The sequence below is a fragment of the Lysinibacillus sp. NPDC098008 genome, from assembly GCF_044760715.1.
GTDB lineage: Bacteria > Bacillota > Bacilli > Bacillales_A > Planococcaceae > Lysinibacillus.
Map to the genome: position 1 here is coordinate 25,771 of NZ_JBIWBA010000026.1, position 17,172 is coordinate 42,942.

17 protein-coding genes are annotated in these 17,172 nt (G+C 37.0%); 5 read left to right on the forward strand and 12 right to left on the reverse strand.

The features are described 5' to 3' along the window. Positions 1 to 60: 60 nt before the first annotated feature. From ACIQVU_RS17615 to ACIQVU_RS17625, 3 genes are read right to left on the reverse strand one after another with little or no spacing between them, the layout of a single operon-like run. Positions 61 to 1,809: a CotH kinase family protein gene (locus ACIQVU_RS17615; RefSeq protein ID WP_340808369.1), complete on the reverse strand. Its 1,749-nt coding sequence runs from the start codon at positions 1,807 to 1,809 to the stop codon at positions 61 to 63. Positions 1,810 to 1,826: 17 nt separating this feature from the next. After that, positions 1,827 to 2,510: a DUF4956 domain-containing protein gene (locus tag ACIQVU_RS17620; RefSeq protein ID WP_340808371.1), complete on the reverse strand. Its 684-nt coding sequence runs from the start codon at positions 2,508 to 2,510 to the stop codon at positions 1,827 to 1,829. Positions 2,511 to 2,530: 20 nt separating this feature from the next. Continuing rightward, positions 2,531 to 3,232 carry a polyphosphate polymerase domain-containing protein gene (locus tag ACIQVU_RS17625; protein WP_402896513.1) on the reverse strand — a complete coding sequence of 234 codons (702 nt, stop codon included), beginning with the start codon at positions 3,230 to 3,232 and terminating at the stop codon, positions 2,531 to 2,533. Positions 3,233 to 3,397: 165 nt separating this feature from the next. On the opposite strand from ACIQVU_RS17625, the gene ACIQVU_RS17630 reads away from it, so the two are divergent. After that, a complete protein-coding gene (locus ACIQVU_RS17630; RefSeq protein WP_340808373.1) occupies positions 3,398 to 3,523 on the forward strand; it encodes a hypothetical protein in 126 nt (41 codons plus the stop codon). A 72-nt stretch (positions 3,524 to 3,595) separates the two neighbouring features. On the opposite strand, the gene ACIQVU_RS17635 is transcribed toward ACIQVU_RS17630, so the two are convergent. After that, positions 3,596 to 4,999, reverse strand: coding sequence for an ATP-binding protein (locus ACIQVU_RS17635; protein ID WP_340808375.1), 1,404 nt, complete (start codon positions 4,997 to 4,999; stop codon positions 3,596 to 3,598). After that, positions 4,983 to 5,669, reverse strand: coding sequence for a response regulator transcription factor (locus ACIQVU_RS17640; protein ID WP_340808376.1), 687 nt, complete (start codon positions 5,667 to 5,669; stop codon positions 4,983 to 4,985). The genes ACIQVU_RS17635 and ACIQVU_RS17640 overlap by 17 nt, the downstream gene beginning before the upstream one ends. Before the next feature lie 177 nt (positions 5,670 to 5,846). Here ACIQVU_RS17640 and ACIQVU_RS17645 point away from each other — a divergent pair, with 177 nt between their 5' ends. Next, a complete protein-coding gene (locus tag ACIQVU_RS17645; RefSeq protein ID WP_340808378.1) occupies positions 5,847 to 6,170 on the forward strand; it encodes a heme oxygenase in 324 nt (107 codons plus the stop codon). Positions 6,171 to 6,253: 83 nt separating this feature from the next. On the opposite strand, the gene ACIQVU_RS17650 is transcribed toward ACIQVU_RS17645, so the two are convergent. After that, positions 6,254 to 7,270, reverse strand: a complete 1,017-nt coding sequence (locus ACIQVU_RS17650) for a YeiH family protein (RefSeq protein WP_402896516.1) — start codon at positions 7,268 to 7,270, stop codon at positions 6,254 to 6,256. 113 nt (positions 7,271 to 7,383) lie between these two features. On the opposite strand from ACIQVU_RS17650, the gene ACIQVU_RS17655 reads away from it, so the two are divergent. After that, positions 7,384 to 8,268 (forward strand): LysR family transcriptional regulator, encoded by an 885-nt coding sequence (locus ACIQVU_RS17655; protein ID WP_340808382.1) that lies wholly within the window; start codon positions 7,384 to 7,386, stop codon positions 8,266 to 8,268. Positions 8,269 to 8,274: 6 nt separating this feature from the next. Here the strand turns inward: ACIQVU_RS17655 and ACIQVU_RS17660 are convergent, their stop codons facing one another. Continuing rightward, positions 8,275 to 9,192, reverse strand: a complete 918-nt coding sequence (locus tag ACIQVU_RS17660; RefSeq protein WP_402896518.1) for a LysR family transcriptional regulator — start codon at positions 9,190 to 9,192, stop codon at positions 8,275 to 8,277. 121 nt (positions 9,193 to 9,313) lie between these two features. Between ACIQVU_RS17660 and ACIQVU_RS17665 the strand changes: the two genes are divergently transcribed. Continuing rightward, on the forward strand, positions 9,314 to 10,504 hold the full coding sequence (locus ACIQVU_RS17665) for a coenzyme F420-0:L-glutamate ligase (RefSeq protein WP_402896520.1): 1,191 nt from the start codon (positions 9,314 to 9,316) through the stop codon (positions 10,502 to 10,504). 49 nt (positions 10,505 to 10,553) lie between these two features. On the opposite strand, the gene ACIQVU_RS17670 is transcribed toward ACIQVU_RS17665, so the two are convergent. The 3 genes from ACIQVU_RS17670 to ACIQVU_RS17680 all read right to left on the reverse strand — a co-directional run bounded on the left by ACIQVU_RS17670 (position 10,554) and on the right by ACIQVU_RS17680 (position 12,852). Then, positions 10,554 to 10,976 (reverse strand): hypothetical protein, encoded by a 423-nt coding sequence (locus tag ACIQVU_RS17670; RefSeq protein ID WP_340808386.1) that lies wholly within the window; start codon positions 10,974 to 10,976, stop codon positions 10,554 to 10,556. A gap of 265 nt (positions 10,977 to 11,241) precedes the next feature. After that, entirely contained in the window at positions 11,242 to 11,880 is a 639-nt protein-coding gene (locus ACIQVU_RS17675) for an RNA ligase family protein (protein WP_340808387.1), read from the reverse strand. A 15-nt stretch (positions 11,881 to 11,895) separates the two neighbouring features. Continuing rightward, positions 11,896 to 12,852 (reverse strand): AAA family ATPase, encoded by a 957-nt coding sequence (locus ACIQVU_RS17680; protein ID WP_340808388.1) that lies wholly within the window; start codon positions 12,850 to 12,852, stop codon positions 11,896 to 11,898. A gap of 321 nt (positions 12,853 to 13,173) precedes the next feature. On the opposite strand from ACIQVU_RS17680, the gene helD reads away from it, so the two are divergent. Continuing rightward, a complete protein-coding gene (gene helD, locus ACIQVU_RS17685; RefSeq protein ID WP_402896523.1) occupies positions 13,174 to 15,477 on the forward strand; it encodes an RNA polymerase recycling motor HelD in 2,304 nt (767 codons plus the stop codon). A 51-nt stretch (positions 15,478 to 15,528) separates the two neighbouring features. Here helD and ACIQVU_RS17690 read toward each other — a convergent pair whose 3' ends face one another. Together ACIQVU_RS17690 and ACIQVU_RS17695 are read right to left on the reverse strand one after the other, a co-directional pair. Continuing rightward, positions 15,529 to 16,284, reverse strand: coding sequence for an amino acid ABC transporter ATP-binding protein (locus ACIQVU_RS17690; protein ID WP_340808390.1), 756 nt, complete (start codon positions 16,282 to 16,284; stop codon positions 15,529 to 15,531). Between the two features lie 13 nt (positions 16,285 to 16,297). Beyond that, positions 16,298 to 16,999: an amino acid ABC transporter permease gene (locus tag ACIQVU_RS17695; RefSeq protein ID WP_340808391.1), complete on the reverse strand. Its 702-nt coding sequence runs from the start codon at positions 16,997 to 16,999 to the stop codon at positions 16,298 to 16,300. Between the last annotated feature and the right edge of the window lie 173 nt (positions 17,000 to 17,172).

Consider the following 17,172-nt stretch of genomic DNA (forward strand, 5'->3'; position numbering starts at 1 on the left):
TTTATTTTAGCATGAGAAAAGGCAATAACCATATCCAAACGCATTGGATATGGTTATTTTTTAGCGGCCTCTACGTTTAAATTTAACAACAAATAAGATTGCTAGGAGGAGTAATACTAAGGATACCGTTACTGTAAGTACTGTATTTTTATCAATAACAGTTGCTTGATTCGATGCTTCACCATTTGCACCTGGCATCCCCATTGGAAATCCATTTCCATCAGGACGTTGCATAGGTTCGCCATTCTGTCCTTCCCTGTTAAATGGTGGAACTTGTGCTGGATCAAAATCCTCTGGGAGCTGACTTGGATCAAAGTTTTCTGGCATAGCACCATTTTCATTAGGTGCTGGCATATTTGTCGTTGTAGCTGCCTCCACCACAAGCTCTCCTGATAGCTGCTTTAAAATAGAATCCGAGCGTTGTTTGGCAAACTCAGGTAGGCTATTTTCCCCTTCCACAGCCTCTAAAAACTGCTCTGTTGTTGAGAACTTAGTAGGGTCTGCCTCAACATAGGTTGTTAATAGCACCGCTAAATTTTTAGTGATGGATTGTATATACTCCTCTGTTAAATAAGTGGTTGCTATCTCCTCTAAATAGCTTTCATATTTCGCATGATACTCCTCATTCGCAAGTAAAGCATTAAGCAATGGCCGTTCCTCTAAAGTTGTGCCAGAAACAGGAGTTGTTATACTAAAATTAATAGCACTCTCATCTAATAGGTTGCCCGACATGCCCATTCCCATGTCAAAGCCGCCACCTCTTTGTTTATCTCTACCATCTGCCTGATCAGGTTGTTCATTATTTTGAGCAAATGGTCTTTGCCTATTAGTAGCAGCATTGGCTGGATTTTGATCATTTTCTCCACCCATTCTACCACCCCCAAAACCACCAACACCAAAGCCACCAAATGCTAGATTATAATCCCATGGAATAATAGAAAACACGCCATTTTGTTCATACAGGTAGTAATTATGCTTCGTCATTCCTTGGTAACTATCTAAATTTACAAGTGCCGTATTGACAGCAAAGTAACGTAGCATTTCATCCACATCAATGTATTTCTCAATATCTCCGCCATTATTAATAGTATCCAGCATTTCAATAAGCTTCGATTCATCAATATTGCCTTCATTTGTTTTTAAGCCAATACCTGTATAATCCGTAATATCATCACTAATATATTTTAAATCGCTGCCTGTTCCATCTGGCTTGAATAAAAAACCATCGTTCGTGCCATAGTTATTAGCTAAAAATGTTTCATCCACTGCCTCTACGCCTAAAAATAAGCCGCGTTCCTCACCATTGACCGTAACATACATATAAGAATGAGCTGGCGTTGGTAAGCCCATTTGCTCCATTAACTCATAGGAAATATATTCTCGCATCAATGTCGTATCACTATAATTATTATTTAAGTTTAATTTTTTCAAGCCATATAAGCTCTGTGCCCCATCATAATAATCAAAATCAATCTTTAAACTATAGCGATCAGAGTCACTATTCACAACTGAATTCAAAGATGAATTGCCCTTTGTGCGAATAGCAACATTTTCTACCTTCTTGCCATTCACTGTAATCGTTGCCTGCTTTAGCTCCTCATCTGCTGCATTTTCAAGCATATCAGCCCATTCTTCCTCTGCTATTTCAATATCAACCGCTGTTACTTTGTTTTTATTAAATACTATATTCTCATAAGAGAACTCGGTATTTTTCGTTGCAATGCCTATATGTGGAAGGACACCATATATCACAGCAAAGAGAAGAAGCAGTATTGTCATCCACAGATAGACAATTCGTGTTTTTATCATAGTCTGCACCTCTTTTATTATGCTGTGAAATTCCCATCATAGCTAAGCATAATGGCAGATTTAACCCCAGGCACTTTTGTTAGATGCTCCATTAGTTTGGCATCATTTTGCTTGATTCGAATTTCATAAGTCGTTTCAATTTCATCCGCCTGCATAATGGATTTTGATTTCAGGGCGAATTTTTTTGTTTGTGTAGCAATAATACGTTCTACCTCTGCATTCGCAAGCTCTTCCTCAAGCTTTACAATTAATAAATAAGGATTTTCTACAGTAATTTTATTAACAAATACAAGCAATACAAGCCCAATTAAGACAGCGCCAATAATCACTAAAGGAATAAAGCCTGCACCACATAAAATTCCAGAAACAATTGCCCAGAAAATATACACTAAATCCATTGGGTCCTTAATCGGTGTACGGAAGCGCACAATCGATAAGGCTCCAACCATCCCAAGCGATAACAGCACATTGGAGCTAATACCCATAATAACAAGCGCTGTTGCCATTGTCATAATAAGCAATGAAATATTAAAGGAATGTGAGTAAATCACACCATTAAAGGTTTTCTTATAAACCACATAAATAAAAAGCCCAATAAAAAATGCTACTACTAAGCCAATTATTGCATCAATCAATGAAAATGATGTTGTCTTTTCTAAAAAATTAGATTTAAAAATATCACTAAAATTTATTGTATCCATTGTTTATTTCTCCTTTAATATTAGTCGTACATACGACTAAGCTGATATTTTGAATAAGCCTCTGCACGCGTATCTACAGATTGCAGTAAATACTTGATAATATCTGGTAAATATTCATCATATTTTACCTCTAAAATAACAAGATTCGACTCTAACACATCCACCATCGGCAAGCCTGGATTAAACATATCTGTATTGCGTAAACTTGATTGCACCTTACTATCAAAAGTTACGCGCACATTACCAAATGGATAGATGTAGGCTTCTCGTTCATAATCCACTACTGTTGTTGGTCGAAGCTGGTTATAATACATCTCTTGATATAAATCTTGAATAAGCTCACGTTTATCCTTCTCCATCCATACTATATCTCCAATACGCATCTTTTCATACTCTGCTTGTGAGATGGCACATTTTGTTTTAAAGATTAAATTATTGCGCTTACTCTTTCGCTCCAGATTAATAATGGCACTAGATTTACCATAGATGCGTACTCGATATTTATCGCGATTGATATAGCCCTCTTTTTTCTCATTGAGCACCTTATTGGCAAAATTATCGAAGTATGTACTACGAATTAAATATTTGCCATCCTTGCCTGCATGCTTGTCGAGCTGCATTACATATTGAAGCTTAGCCTTTAATAACGCATAATCTGGATAGGAGATTGCTTGCTTAATTTCCTTACGACCATTTGGGTTAAACGAAGTAACAATAGGCATATAGCTCACCCTTTCCTTTGTTCTGATATTGGTTATATAAACTACTATAAAGGGGCTGTGTGTCAGGCAGATGTCAGCCTGCTATTTTCTTTTCTTAAAGGAATTTGAAACATTTTCTTAATTTTTCCGTATAGAGAATAAAGATTGTATAGAGGGAGGATTTTAATGAGTCATAATAATGAAACAATAAATAAAAAAGGGCATAACCCCAATATTATAATTCCAATTTTCTTTGGGACAGGAATAGGTGCATTTATAGGATTAATCGCTTATGTAAAAGATTGGCTATAATTAATATAGTAAATAGTTTGTATCGTTTTCTTTTATTTTGCCGACAGCCATAAAAAGGCTACTACGCCCTTCTTATTGCGTAGTAGCCTTTTGTAATACTAATTCAAAGCATGTTCCAGATGGAGTGCTTTCGATTAAGCATAAATCACCGCCAATGGATTGTGCCATCATTTTACTAAGTGGTAGGCCTAAGCCTAGCCCCCTAACAGTATATTTTTTATTTTCACCACGATAAAAACGCTCAAAAATAAATGGCTGATCCTCTAGCGGGATACCCTTACCCGTATCCCTCACCATAATGGATAGCGTAGTTTCTTGATCCACAACAATCATTGTAATCGTGCCGCTGTCCATCGCCTGCTTAGCATTAGTGAATAGATTTGTAATGATTTGTTGGACACGCACAATATCTGCCTGTATCATTACAGTTTGCTCCAGTAAATGCAATTGTACATCTACACGCTCCTCTTCCTGCATCACATTCCACTGCATCACTGCATCACGTAAAAGCTTATTAGCATTCACAAGCTCCAGATTGACTGGAATAGCATCAACAGCAAATTGATTAAATGCCAGTAAATCACCAACCATTGTTTTCATCTTCATTGTTTCAACCATTGCCATATCAATAAATTCCATGGCATCCTGTCCTGTCACAACACCAGCTTGAACAGCTTGCAATAAGCCACTTATAGATGTTACAGGTGTTTTCAGCTCATGAGTCACACCTGCTAATAATTCCGTTCGTGTTTTCTCCAATTGCTCTAGCTTCTGTGCCATATTTTCAAAGGATGTTACAAGCTCATATACCTCTTTTTCCTTACTATCCTGAGGCAAAGCAATGGCATAATTGCCCTCCTGCACCTGCTTTGCGGCTTCCGCTACTTGTTTAATAGGATGTGCTAAACGCTTTGATAAAAAATAAATAGCAATCCAGCCTAACACCGCTAACGTCCCAATTAATAAGGCAAGCTGTCCATATGCTTGTTGAACCCTTGTTAGATTCTCTTTTTTCTCCATCACTAGCACCCAGCCGACAAGCTCGTTATTCGTTTCTATTTTTCGTTTCACAATATACTTGCTAGATGCCTGTTCCTCTGCTATTTCCTGTGTGCCTTCCTCCCCATCCAATAAGCTAGCAAAGTTTTTTGTGCTTTCTGGTGGTACAGGACGATTGCTTGTTAATAGATTGCCTGCTGTATCGACCACATATAAAACTGGATCAATTTCCCTCATATTAAAACGCTCTCGATCACCGATAAAGCCTGGAAAACCGTTTGGTCCAGATGTATCTGTTAAACGATAGACCGTTTCATCTGCTAAAAACTCCATCATTTCAAGGCGATTTTCAAATGTTGTATGACGAATCCACGCTGCAGAGATCAATGAAATAATCGCTAACCCTATAAAAAGTGTTAGTAAATAGCGGCTTGTCCAGTAATGGAGTAATGAAATGCGTTTATTTTTTTGAAACACTTAGCTGATACCCCAATCCACGTAGTGTCTTTATTTCTCCCTCTGCTTCATCCCATTCCTTTAATGCCTTACGTAGCCTCTTAATAGCTAAATCAACAGCTCGATCACTCCCCTCATATTCCCAGCCCCAAATATGCTCAATAAGCTGTTCACGTGTAAACGTTTGATTAGGATGGTCAGCTAAAAACAACAGCACCGATAAATCTCTTGGTGTTAACACGATTTCTTCCTCTCCTAAAAAAACCTGATGTGCCTTACTATCGATTTTAAGAGCTCCATAGCGCTTTATAGAGGATGTACCTAGATTCCCTGTGGCACGTCGTAACACTGCCTTTACCCTTGCTACAACCTCATCTGCTATAAAAGGTTTAGCAATATAATCATCTGCACCTTGCTCAAAGCCCTCTAAACGATTATTCACCTCACCTAATGCCGTTAACATAATAATTGGGCAAGCACTTAGCTCTCTGATTTCCTTTAAAATTAGCCAACCATTTTTCTCTGGCAGCATAATATCTAATAATACTAAATCTGGCTGTACCTCACGAAACATTGCTAATGCTTGACCACCATGAAAGCATTGTGTTACATCATAGCCTACTTTTTTTAAATAAACCGTTAAAACCTGACTAATTGCATACTCATCTTCCACTATTAATATATTTGCCACAGCCTCACTCACCTCACAATTAGTTTTTTCTATCAGTATAGCACTGAATAATGTCAGGAAAATGTCAACAGATATAGAGGCCATCTATTGACAATGCCTTTCCATGCCACTTATCATTGATTGCGAATGATAATCAATGATAATTCATTCAATTATTAACAATAAGGGGGGAAAAGCATGATTATTGTGACAAATCGTATTCAAGTAAAACCAGGTTTCGCAGCACGCATGGCTCCAAACTTTACAAAGCCAGGTCCTCTACAACAATTTGAAGGCTTCCATAAGGTAGAAGTGTTAATTTCAACGGACGATCCTACTTATGATGAAATGAGTGTAAACATGTATTGGGAATCTAAGGAGCATTTCCAAGCATGGCGCAATAGCGATGCATTTGCTGCAGCTCATCAACGTCCAAGCTCAGGCTCTGAGGGTGAAAGTCCAATTATCGGCAGCAAAATTGTTGTTGCTGAGCTAGTATCTTCCATTGAAGCTTTACGCTAGCAAACAGTTACTTAAATACTTATACATGATCTTCTGATTCTATCTAAAAAGCCCTGCCTATAAAATTATGCAGGGTCTTTTTCTTATAAAAAATTAACAAGTATATAGCCTAATACGGATAAACAGACGGAGCCAATTAAACCAGCGATAAATGCCTTTACACCAAGTTCCTTAAATGTTTTCATCTCAATATTTAACCCAAGACCAGCCATCGCCATAGCAATTAAGATATAAGCAATATTGACAAGTGCTTGCGAAACGTTAGCTGGTATAATCCCTAAAGAATTGATAGCACTCATTACTAAAAACCCTACAATAAACCATGGAATGCTAGATAATGAAAATGCCTTCATTTCTTTACTGCTGTCCATTCTTCGATAGAAAATACCAATTATAATCGCTACGGGTACTAGTAGTGCAACGCGTGTTAATTTCACAATAACCGCTATATCCATCGCCTCATCCCCACCAGCAGATGCCGCTGCTATAACATGTGCAATCTCATGTAATGTGCCACCAGCAAAAATACCATACTCAGTTGGTGTTAAGCTAAGAATGGAATAGAGCACTGTATATATAAGCGTAAATATCGTTCCTAACAATGCGACAATCGCTGCCCCCACCGCAGTTTCCTTTTCATTCGCCTTAATCTGGGGGGCAATCGCTACAACGGCAGCAGCCCCACAAATTGCTGTTCCACAAGCTGTTAAAATGCCTAGCTTTTGCTCGACATGAAGCATTTTCGTTAGCATATAAACAACGATCAGTGCGAACAATAAATTCAAAACCGCAATGAAAAAAACGCTTGCCCCTGCATGATAAATGTCTGCTAAATTCAATCGCATTCCTAGTAAGATAATGCCAAATCGCAATAGCTTTTTGCTAGAGAAGGCGATGCCACCTTGCCACGCATCCTGCACCTTAAATGCTACTCGCCAAGCCATTCCTAATATAATAGCAATTACTAATTGCCCCAATATTGAAAAGAAAGGCAATGTAGCAATATTTTTTGCTGCTAAAGCTAGAAGGAGCGTTAATAACATTCCTTTTACAAAAGCTAGATGAGAGGAATCTTTTATCTTATTCTGTCTATTTACCATGATGTTCACTTCTTTCTCCCATATTGATTCCCACTTTATAAAAAAGTTCATCATTAGTAAAATACATATGTATAATTATTACTATTAATATTTCTAATAATAGGAGTGTAGATATGCAATACGATGCTTTAAAAACCTTTATTACACTAGTAGAGGTCAATAATTTTACAAAGGCCTCAGAAATTCTTCATATTTCACAGCCAAGCGTTAGCCTACATATCAAAAACTTAGAGCAGGAATTACAGACAACATTATTTATTCGCTCGCCGAAATCTGTTCAAATTACACCAACTGGCGAAATTCTCTATAAACGAGCAAAGCAAATCATGGCGATTACTGGCACAGCGAAGGAAGAGATTGCTGCCTATCATCAGGAAGTACAAGGGACACTCATAATTGGGGCAAGCTTTACGATTGGCGAATATATATTACCGCCCATTGTAGCAGACCTACAGCAGCAGTTCCCCCAACTTGAGATTCAAGTTATTATTGGCAATACAAAGGAAATTATTCATTATACAAAATTACTGCAAGTCGATATTGGATTAATCGAGGGGCAAGCTCACGATCAGGAGCTATTGATACAACCATTTATGCAGGATGAATTATTTATTGTTAGTGCAAGCGATCATCCCCTTACAACACAACAGCCTATTACCGCTAATAAGCTTCAACAGCAAAGCTGGGTTGCACGTGAGGAAGGCTCAGGAACACGCTATTATTTAGATCATTTATTTAGAGCAAATGGGCTACAAACTCATTCGCTTTTAACAATTAGCAGCAATCAGGGTGTTAAGGAGAGCGTTATACAGGGATTAGGTCTTTCACTCTTGTCTGCCTGTGTAATTGAACGTGAGCTAAAAAATGGTGACCTCACAATGTTGCCCCTTGAAGGGCAGCATTTTATGCGAACATTTTCTTATCTCTACTCACCAACGATGAAAAATAAGCGTAATGTCGATATATTGATTGATCTATTATCAAAAAAGCTTAGCTAACGAGTGCTAAGCTTTCTTCATGATTTTTCTAGTATTTAAGCGCTTCTGTTCAATAATTTCAACGAATTTTGTCGCTGCCCTTGAAAGAGGTACTGTCTTTAAATAGCACATACCAATGCTTCTTGGCGGAATGCTTTCCTGTAATGTTAGCTCATAAAGAAGTCCTCGTTGCAAGTAATCCTTTGAAAATTCCTTTGTCACACAGGCAATGCCTAAATTACTGCGTGCAAATTCTAGCACAAGATCATGTGAGCCGAGCTCGAATTCTGGTTCAATATGGACTCCTTTGGCAACTAAATAATCCTCCACATATCTTCTAGAATTCGATTTTTGTTCAAGAAAAACAAGTGGGAATTTTAAAAGCTCTTGATAGCTTAAGCTTTTAGATGCTAATGTTTTATATTTTTCACCACAGACAAAAATATCTTGAATATCTGTACATACAGTGAGCTGCAATGTCGAATCCTCTATTGGAAAATTACAAAACCCAATATCTACCTCACCTGATTTCAGGAAATTGCAAATTTCAGAGGTTGTCCCATTTAGCAGTTGTAGCTTTATATTTGGATACATCGTATGAAATGCCTCTAAATAGGGCATTAAAAAGAAGCGAGAAATCGTATCCCCTACCCCAATCTTCAATTGCCCTGTTGTCAGGTTTTTAAATTCTAAGAGTTTTTCTTCACCAGCATCTAACAGCCCTAAAGCAGAATTTGTATATTCGAACAATAAACCTCCCTCCGTTGTTAATGTCACTCCCTTAGGCGTTCGATTAAAAAGGCGTGTACCTAGCTCCTTTTCTAGCTGCATCATTGCTTGACTAACGGCTGGCTGGGTCATATATAAATCCTTAGCCGCCTTTGAAAAGCTATTATTTTTAGCAACAACACTAAAAACACGATATAAATCTAATTTCCCTATCATATAAGCACTCCTTATAGCTATTATATGAACTATTAATTTTACTTATATCATTGTTGAAGCGTATAGTAAAACTATATGAGTTTGATTTCACTTTAGGAATGACGAATAAGGAGAGATTAAGTTGGAACGTGTAATTGGTACAGTAGTAAGAGGTCTTCGTGGTCCCATTATTAACGAAGGTGATAATATTGAACAAATCGTTGTTGATACAGTGCTAAACGCTGCAAAGGTAGAAGGCTACACAATTGAAGATCGCGATATCGTGACAATAACAGAATCTATTGTGGCACGCGCACAGGGGAACTATGCAACAATTGATGATATCGCTATCGATGTAGCAGCAAAATTTGGCGATGATACAGTTGGTGTGATTTTCCCAATTTTAAGTCGTAATCGCTTCGCAAACTGCTTACGTGGGATTGCAAAAGGCGTTAAAAAGGTTGTTTTAATGCTAAGCTACCCATCTGACGAGGTTGGCAATCATCTTGTAGATATTGATGAGCTAGATGTAAAAGGCATTAACCCTTGGACAGATACATTAAATGAAGCTGAATTCCGCGAGCATTTTGGCTATAAAAAGCATACATTTACAGGCGTAGATTATATTGAATACTATAAAGAGCTAATTGAAGCAGAGGGCGCTGCATGTGAAGTAATTTTCTCAAATAACCCGAAAACAATTTTAGATTATACAAAGAGTGTACTAACATGTGATATCCATACACGCTTCCGCACAAAACGTATTTTAACAGCAAACGGTGCTGAAAAGGTTTACAGCCTTGATAATATTTTAGCAGAATCAATTAACGGCTCTGGCTTTAATGCTGAGTATGGTCTACTTGGCTCAAACAAAGCAACAGAAGATAGCATCAAGCTATTCCCGCATACATGTCAGCCAATTGTTGATGGTATCCAAGCTAAAATTAAAGAAACGACTGGTAAAACAATTGAAGTGATGATTTATGGTGATGGTGCATTTAAAGACCCCGTCGGCAAAATTTGGGAACTTGCAGATCCAGTTGTTTCTCCAGCATATACAGCAGGCTTAAATGGCACACCTAACGAAGTTAAATTAAAATACTTAGCGGATAATGACTTTGCAAACCTTCGAGGGGAAGAATTAAAAGCAGCAATTTCTGATTATATCCAAAATAAAGATGAAGATTTAACAGGTCAAATGGCTGCGCAGGGAACAACACCTCGTCGTCTAACAGACCTTATTGGTTCCCTATCTGACCTAACATCAGGCTCTGGTGATAAAGGAACACCAATGGTTTATATTCAAGGCTATTTCGATAACTATACAAAATAAGCAAAAAGCGGATTTGGTCCATTAAGCATTGTCCAAATCCGCCTTTTATTTAGTGTATACTTCCAAAGATAGCTGAGTGACGGTCTTGCATTGTTTTCATAAAGTTCGTCAGCACCTCCCTGCGTTTTTTCTTTAGGCTTTGTAAATGCTCTATTTCCATTTGATACGAATTACTTACAGCATCTAATTGTGCCTTTATTGCTTCTATCTGTTTCGTATCTTCACTCTGTAGCGCTGTAAGCTGGTCCTTTAATACAGCCATTTCCTGATTCTTCTGCTCAACAACTACTGTTTGACCCTTTAGCTGTTTATCTAATAGCTGTATTCGTTTTGCTCGGATTTCCATTAAATTTGCTTCTAAATCCATGCCTTCCATATCAAGTGACTGAATTGCTTTATGAGCAGAAACTATTTCTCCTCCACCCATCAATAAACTTAATACGACTGCATTACCAATTAATGTTCCCTTCATATCCATCTACCTCCTATTTTTCGTCCACTCTTTATCGAAAATAGCAGTTGAAGGTTAAATTTAGGCTAAAAAAATAAAAAAATGTCAAAATATAAGTTAAATAATACTTTGACATTTTCATATTTATAGGAGGATGACAGGAATCGAACCTGTAAGCCCCATTTAATAGGGGTATGCGACCATTACATTCTTCCTCATAATTAAAAATAGGTGATTGTTCTTTATAAAGTATTACATTGTTCTCAGTCCCTTCCCCACTCATTGTTTAGCTATTTAATTTATTTGGAATAATTTCTTCCTGTAGCCAATGCTCACTTGTTTGAACATGCTGTGGTCTAACAAATTTCCCTAAATTATATTGAAAATCATTGTAATGAAAGGCAGCTGCATTGCGAATCACATAGCCCTCTTGCTCACCATCAAATATTGATTTTCCTGTAAATGTACATTTAATTTTTTCTTCATCAAAAATACCGCGATATAAAACAGGAACCGTTTCAATACCTAATTCAGCCGCATATGCTACTGTTTCGTCCCAGCTTAAGCATATATTTTCTTCGTTCCAAATACTAAATAAATAAAAATAGCTTGTTAGTGCTTGATAATAAATCGAATGCTTTGCATAAACATTTTCACCACATAAGCGCCAGCCATCTGGAATCCGATAAGCAAAGCTTGCATGGAATGTTTTCACCCAATTTCTTGAAGGGTGATTCGCTGAATGAATACTCCTTGCATGCATATAATCTTTGTAAAGCGTTGTACCTTCACCATCTAGCTTTTCGGTCACAACTACTTCTTTACCAATAAAGTGCTCAATATTTTTAGCAACCTTATCATCATGTGTATAGCCTCTGCTCCAAGGTAAATGAAAGCTTCGTGGATATTTTATATAGTTTGTCATTTTCTCACATCCTTTCTATTTGGCAAATTGATCCGCCTCACGGAAAAAATAAAGCCTTGTCAATAAATCGCCATCTAGTAAATGATAAATTTGACTACTGCCTCTATCACCACCATACTGGATAAGCATATGAAACTGCACTAAATAAACAACCTTTAATACAAAATCCTCCTTAAAGCCTAGCTCAAGTAAAAAATGGCAAACGATTTGTGCAGAAACATTTTCATGTCCAAAATAGCCATAGCGTTCTTGCAATGGCTTATACTTTTTACAAAATGGCTTGCCCACATCATGGAACAATGCAGCGATTTGCAAGGCTAGTTTGTCATTTTCCAGATAATATTCATTTATATAGGAAAAAACAAAATACGTATGCTGACATAGTAAAAATTGATGATATGGGTTTTCCTGATTAAAGCGATAAATTTCTTTAAAGCAAGGGACAGCTTGTAATGCTTGGAAAAGCTCCTCATAAGTAGGCTTTTGCTGAATAAGCTCGATAAATTGCTGCATCGAAATATTATAGGGTTCTGCCTCATGTACAATATGCACCTTGTCAAAGCCTTCTCCTACTGTCGGAAGCTCTAAATGCTTTCTCATTTTTTCCATAATTGCTAATGGTACTTGACGCTTGCGCCGTTGATTTCTTGCAACACATTTAGCATAGGGCGTGTCAAAGTAATAGCATTCCTTTTGAATAGAGCTTGGTAATTTATGCAGTGCAAACATCCTTCGCTCTCGCTCAATATTGGTAGCATCCACAATAACAGAGTGACCTTTTGCTACAAGCTCATTCAGTCGTTCATATAAAATGCGAAACACAATACGTGATTTTTGCCTTGTCGCATCGCCAAATAACTCCTGACGAATCGCATCACTTGAAAGAATAACCGCATTTTCACCTTTGGCAAGCTTTTGGACAAATGTGCTTTTTCCGCTTCCAGGTAATCCTACTGTAAAAATAACCTTCATATTTTTCACCTCCTTTCATATAAATACTAGATTACAATAGCGATAAATAATTTAAAAGGTAGAAGCTTTCACTTATCATAAACAAGCTCTTATCATAATTTTGCTGAAATTAGGAATACTATTGGCGTATTTCGCATATAAAAAAGACTGCTCCAATTATTTGTGGAACAGCCTTTATCATTCAATATATCTTTTCTTTACACTTTTATTATAGCATAAATTTACAAAAATTATTAGTCTATATTTCTTGCGCCACTAGCAGTATGATAAATTTCTCAATTGATTCACCCTATAAACTATGGAGAGGAATGTGAGGAAACGTTGGAAAATCAAAATGAATGGCTCGAAGAAAAGCATTACCTTATGCATTGTTTAACGATCATTGATAATAAAATAAAGGAGCTACTGTATAAAGAAAAGGGCTTTAAAGAAAATGCTGGTACGATCAGGAAAACCTTTTGGGATGATGTTCGTGTCAATCTAGATACTGCTGAGGATGTGGATGAAACATTTATGGCGATTAAACAGCAGGTAGAGCTGCTCTCCGATTCAGAGCTTGCACAGCAGCGTGCCATTCGTAATATGAAGGTTTATGAACGTTTACAGCAATCGCCCTATTTTGCACGAATCGATTTTTTACAGGATGGTCAGCAGGAGCCTTTAAAAATTTATATAGGCGTTGCCACATTGTTAGATCAGCAGGATGAAAATATTGTAATTTATGACTGGCGAGCACCTATATCCAGTATGTATTATGATCACACCCCCGGCGATGCTTACTATACAACAAGTACAGAAAAAGTTCATGGCAAGATGCTATTAAAGCGACAGTTTATTATTAAAAATGGTGAACTCCAATCAATGTTTAATACAGGTCTTACAATCGGCGATGATTTATTGCTCGATATTCTTGCACAAAATGCTAATGAGCATATTCGCAGTATCGTGGCAACAATTCAGGCTGAGCAAAATAAAATTATCCGCCATCTTCACTCACGCTACCTGATTGTAGAGGGTGTTGCAGGTAGTGGTAAAACAGCCGTTGCGCTTCAACGAGTTGCCTATTTATTGTACCGTTATCGCAATGAAATAACAGCCGATCAAATTTTACTTATCACACCTAACCAGCTATTTAATCAATATGTCCATACCGTTTTGCCTGATTTAGGTGAAGATAATATGCAGCAGCTAACATTTTCAGAGTATATCGAAAAGCGTTTAGGCCGCCAATTTCAGTTGGAATATCCTTATGAGCAGCTTGAACAGCTTTTAACGGAAAAGGATAGCACCTTTTATGAAATGAAGCTAAGCAGTATTACTTTTAAGGCAAGCCTTGCCTACAAGCAATTAATGGATCAATATATCAGTCATTTATCTAATGAAGGTTTATTATTTAAAAATATTGTTTTTCGTGGAGAACGAATTATTACAGCACAGGAAATTGCTGAATACTTTTATTCATTCCCTTCCTCCCTCTCCATACCAGATCGTCTACAGCTTGTGAAGAAATGGCTATTGCAAAGGCTTGCAAAATTTGAAAAAACAGAATGGACAAAGGAATGGGTAGAAGAGGCTGTTGAGCTATTAGATAAAGAAGACTACACAAAATCTTATAGCGAACTATTATATGAAGGTCGCTTTACGGAAAATTCATTTGATGATTTCGATCAAGAACAAAAGAAATTAGCAAAGCACATTGTTAAAAAGCAATTGAAGCCATTACGCAACTCCATTAAACAATTAAAATTTGTGCATATATTAGGCATTTATCGTCAGCTCTTTGATTTGAATAATGCCGTTTATCAAAAGTTACAGCACCTTGTTCCAGATCATTGGGAGGATATTTGCCAGCAAACGCTCCCTAGTTTAGCAAAACGTCTAATTACTTACGAAGATGCTGCACCATTTTTATATTTGCAGGACAAAATTGAAGGACAGCAAACCAATACAATGATTCATCATGTTTTGATTGATGAAGCACAGGACTATTCACCATTTCAATTAATATTATTACAACAATTATTTCCAAAGGCACGTATGACAATTTTAGGTGACGGGCATCAAACAATTCATCCACATACTTTCGATAATCCTTCCCTGCTCAATCCTAAATTATATGGCGAGCAGGCAGAAAAAATGATTTTAACGAAAAGCTATCGTTCGACAAAGCAAATTATCCAGCTTACAGCTAAAATTTTAAATGATGGCAGTGAGGTAGAGGCATTCAATCGAAATGGTCCAGAGCCTTCCATTACCATTGTGCCAAATGAAGTAGAATTAACAGCACAAATTACTCAAACCATTCATCATCTATCACATAAATTCGATACAATTGCAGTTATTTGTAAAACTGCCGCTGAATGTGCCACTGCCTATCAGCAATTAAGCCGTCAAGTAGACATTCAGCTAATTACCCATAATACAAAGCAATTTAAAAAGGGTATTTTACTGCTACCAGCTTATATGGCGAAAGGAATCGAATTTGACACTGTCATTATTTATAATGCTTCTGCCGCCACCTATTCAAGAGAAACCGAACGTCACTATTTTTATACAGCCTGCACACGAGCTATGCATGAGCTGCATATTTACTCCATCAATAAATTAACACCTTTCCTGCAGTGATATTAAAAATCCACCTCGCTATCATGCTGAGAGTGGATTTTTTGCTACCTATTAAATGTAGAATGTATAATCCTCTGGAATAACACGCTTTAAAAACTTCCTTGTACGTTCCTCTTTTGGATTGACAAAAATATCATGGGGATTGCCTTCCTCAACGACAACACCACCATCCATAAAAATAACACGGTTAGCAACGTCTTTAGCAAAGCCCATTTCATGTGTGACAACAAGCATCGTTGTACCCTCTGCTGCAATATTTTTCATGACCTGCAAAACCTCACCTACTAGCTCAGGGTCAAGTGCAGATGTTGGCTCGTCAAATAAAATAATATCAGGATTTAATGCAACAGCACGTGCAATCCCTACCCGTTGCTGCTGACCCCCAGATAGCTGACTTGGATATGCATCATATTTTTCAGATAACCCTACTTTATCAAGTGCTTTTTTACCAATATCAATAGCCTCCGCCTTTGGAACTTTACGTCCAATAATTAGCCCCTCCGTTACATTTTCCAACGCTGTTTTATTGGTAAAAAGATTATAGTTTTGGAAGACAAATGCGACACGCTGACGAATGGCATGTATATCCTTTTTCTTAATATGTTGAAAATCCACTTCAATATCGCCAAATGTTGCATGCCCTTGATCTGCCTTTTCTAAAAAATTAATGCAACGCAATAATGTTGTTTTTCCTGACCCACTAGGACCTAAAATAACAACCACATCACCTTTATCAATTGCTAAATCAACGCCCTTTAATATTTCATTAGCCCCAAATGATTTATGGATATTTTTAATTTCTAACATGCTTATTCACCTCTTAGACATTCGCCGCTTTGTATTTGCTTAAATATTTTTCATATCGCTTAAATAAGTATTCGACTGTACTACATAAAATTAAATACACAATAAAGATATCCAAATAAGCCTCTACATAATTGTAGCCAACATTAGCTGCTACCTTTGCCTTCAAGGTAATTTCAGGTAAGGACATAGCATAGCCTAAAGAGGTTGCTTTAATTAGATTAACTGTAGCTGTACAAATATTTGGCAGTGCAACAACTAAAGCTTGGGGAATAATAACGCGACGATACGCTTGGAACGTTGTCAATCCTACAGAATATGCCGCTTCTAGCTGCCCTTTTTCAATAGTGCTTAATGCCGAACGGAACACCTCAATTAATATCGCTGTTGAGCTAAATGCAAAAACGATAAAGGCATACCAAATTGGGTTAATTTTATAAATATCATAGGCAATATTATATTTTTCAAAAATCATTTTTAAGATTAATGGAATACTGCTATAAATAATAAAAATTTGTATAATAATCGGTGTCCCTCTTACAAAGGACACATAAACTTTTGCTAGATGATGGATAACAGGGATTTTATTAATTCTTGTTAAGGCTAGTAAAAATCCAAGCGGTAGCGCAATTAGCAAAGCAACAACTGTCACAAGAAGCGCAACTGGAACACCTGATAATGCCACAAAAAATGTTTCAAATAAAAATTGCCAATTCATCGTTACGCCCCCTTACGTTGTTTCTAAGGTCTTCTTACCCTTACCAAATATTTTTTCTAATGTCGTAAATAGTTTTTCACCCGAATTATTCATAGCTAACTGACCTGAGTTCGTTTTGTCATATTTCTTATCACAGACCAAGTTTCTCTGGAATTTAAATGGAGGAATAAATG

Excerpts from the sequence above, each read along its gene's own strand:
- ACIQVU_RS17645 (WP_340808378.1), top strand. The coding sequence starts at position 5,847 with ATGATTATTGTGACAAATCGTATTCAAGTAAAACCAGGTTTCGCAGCA.
- ACIQVU_RS17680 (WP_340808388.1), bottom strand. The coding sequence starts at position 12,852 with ATGAAGGTTATTTTTACAGTAGGATTACCTGGAAGCGGAAAAAGCACA.
- ACIQVU_RS17630 (WP_340808373.1), top strand. The coding sequence starts at position 3,398 with ATGAGTCATAATAATGAAACAATAAATAAAAAAGGGCATAACCCCAAT.
- ACIQVU_RS17670 (WP_340808386.1), bottom strand. The coding sequence starts at position 10,976 with ATGAAGGGAACATTAATTGGTAATGCAGTCGTATTAAGTTTATTGATG.
- ACIQVU_RS17655 (WP_340808382.1), top strand. The coding sequence starts at position 7,384 with ATGCAATACGATGCTTTAAAAACCTTTATTACACTAGTAGAGGTCAAT.
- ACIQVU_RS17690 (WP_340808390.1), bottom strand. The coding sequence starts at position 16,284 with ATGTTAGAAATTAAAAATATCCATAAATCATTTGGGGCTAATGAAATA.
- ACIQVU_RS17695 (WP_340808391.1), bottom strand. The coding sequence starts at position 16,999 with ATGAATTGGCAATTTTTATTTGAAACATTTTTTGTGGCATTATCAGGT.
- ACIQVU_RS17625 (WP_402896513.1), bottom strand. The coding sequence starts at position 3,232 with ATGCCTATTGTTACTTCGTTTAACCCAAATGGTCGTAAGGAAATTAAG.
- ACIQVU_RS17650 (WP_402896516.1), bottom strand. The coding sequence starts at position 7,270 with ATGGTAAATAGACAGAATAAGATAAAAGATTCCTCTCATCTAGCTTTT.
- ACIQVU_RS17620 (WP_340808371.1), bottom strand. The coding sequence starts at position 2,510 with ATGGATACAATAAATTTTAGTGATATTTTTAAATCTAATTTTTTAGAA.
- ACIQVU_RS17660 (WP_402896518.1), bottom strand. The coding sequence starts at position 9,192 with ATGATAGGGAAATTAGATTTATATCGTGTTTTTAGTGTTGTTGCTAAA.
- ACIQVU_RS17675 (WP_340808387.1), bottom strand. The coding sequence starts at position 11,880 with ATGACAAACTATATAAAATATCCACGAAGCTTTCATTTACCTTGGAGC.
- ACIQVU_RS17615 (WP_340808369.1), bottom strand. The coding sequence starts at position 1,809 with ATGATAAAAACACGAATTGTCTATCTGTGGATGACAATACTGCTTCTT.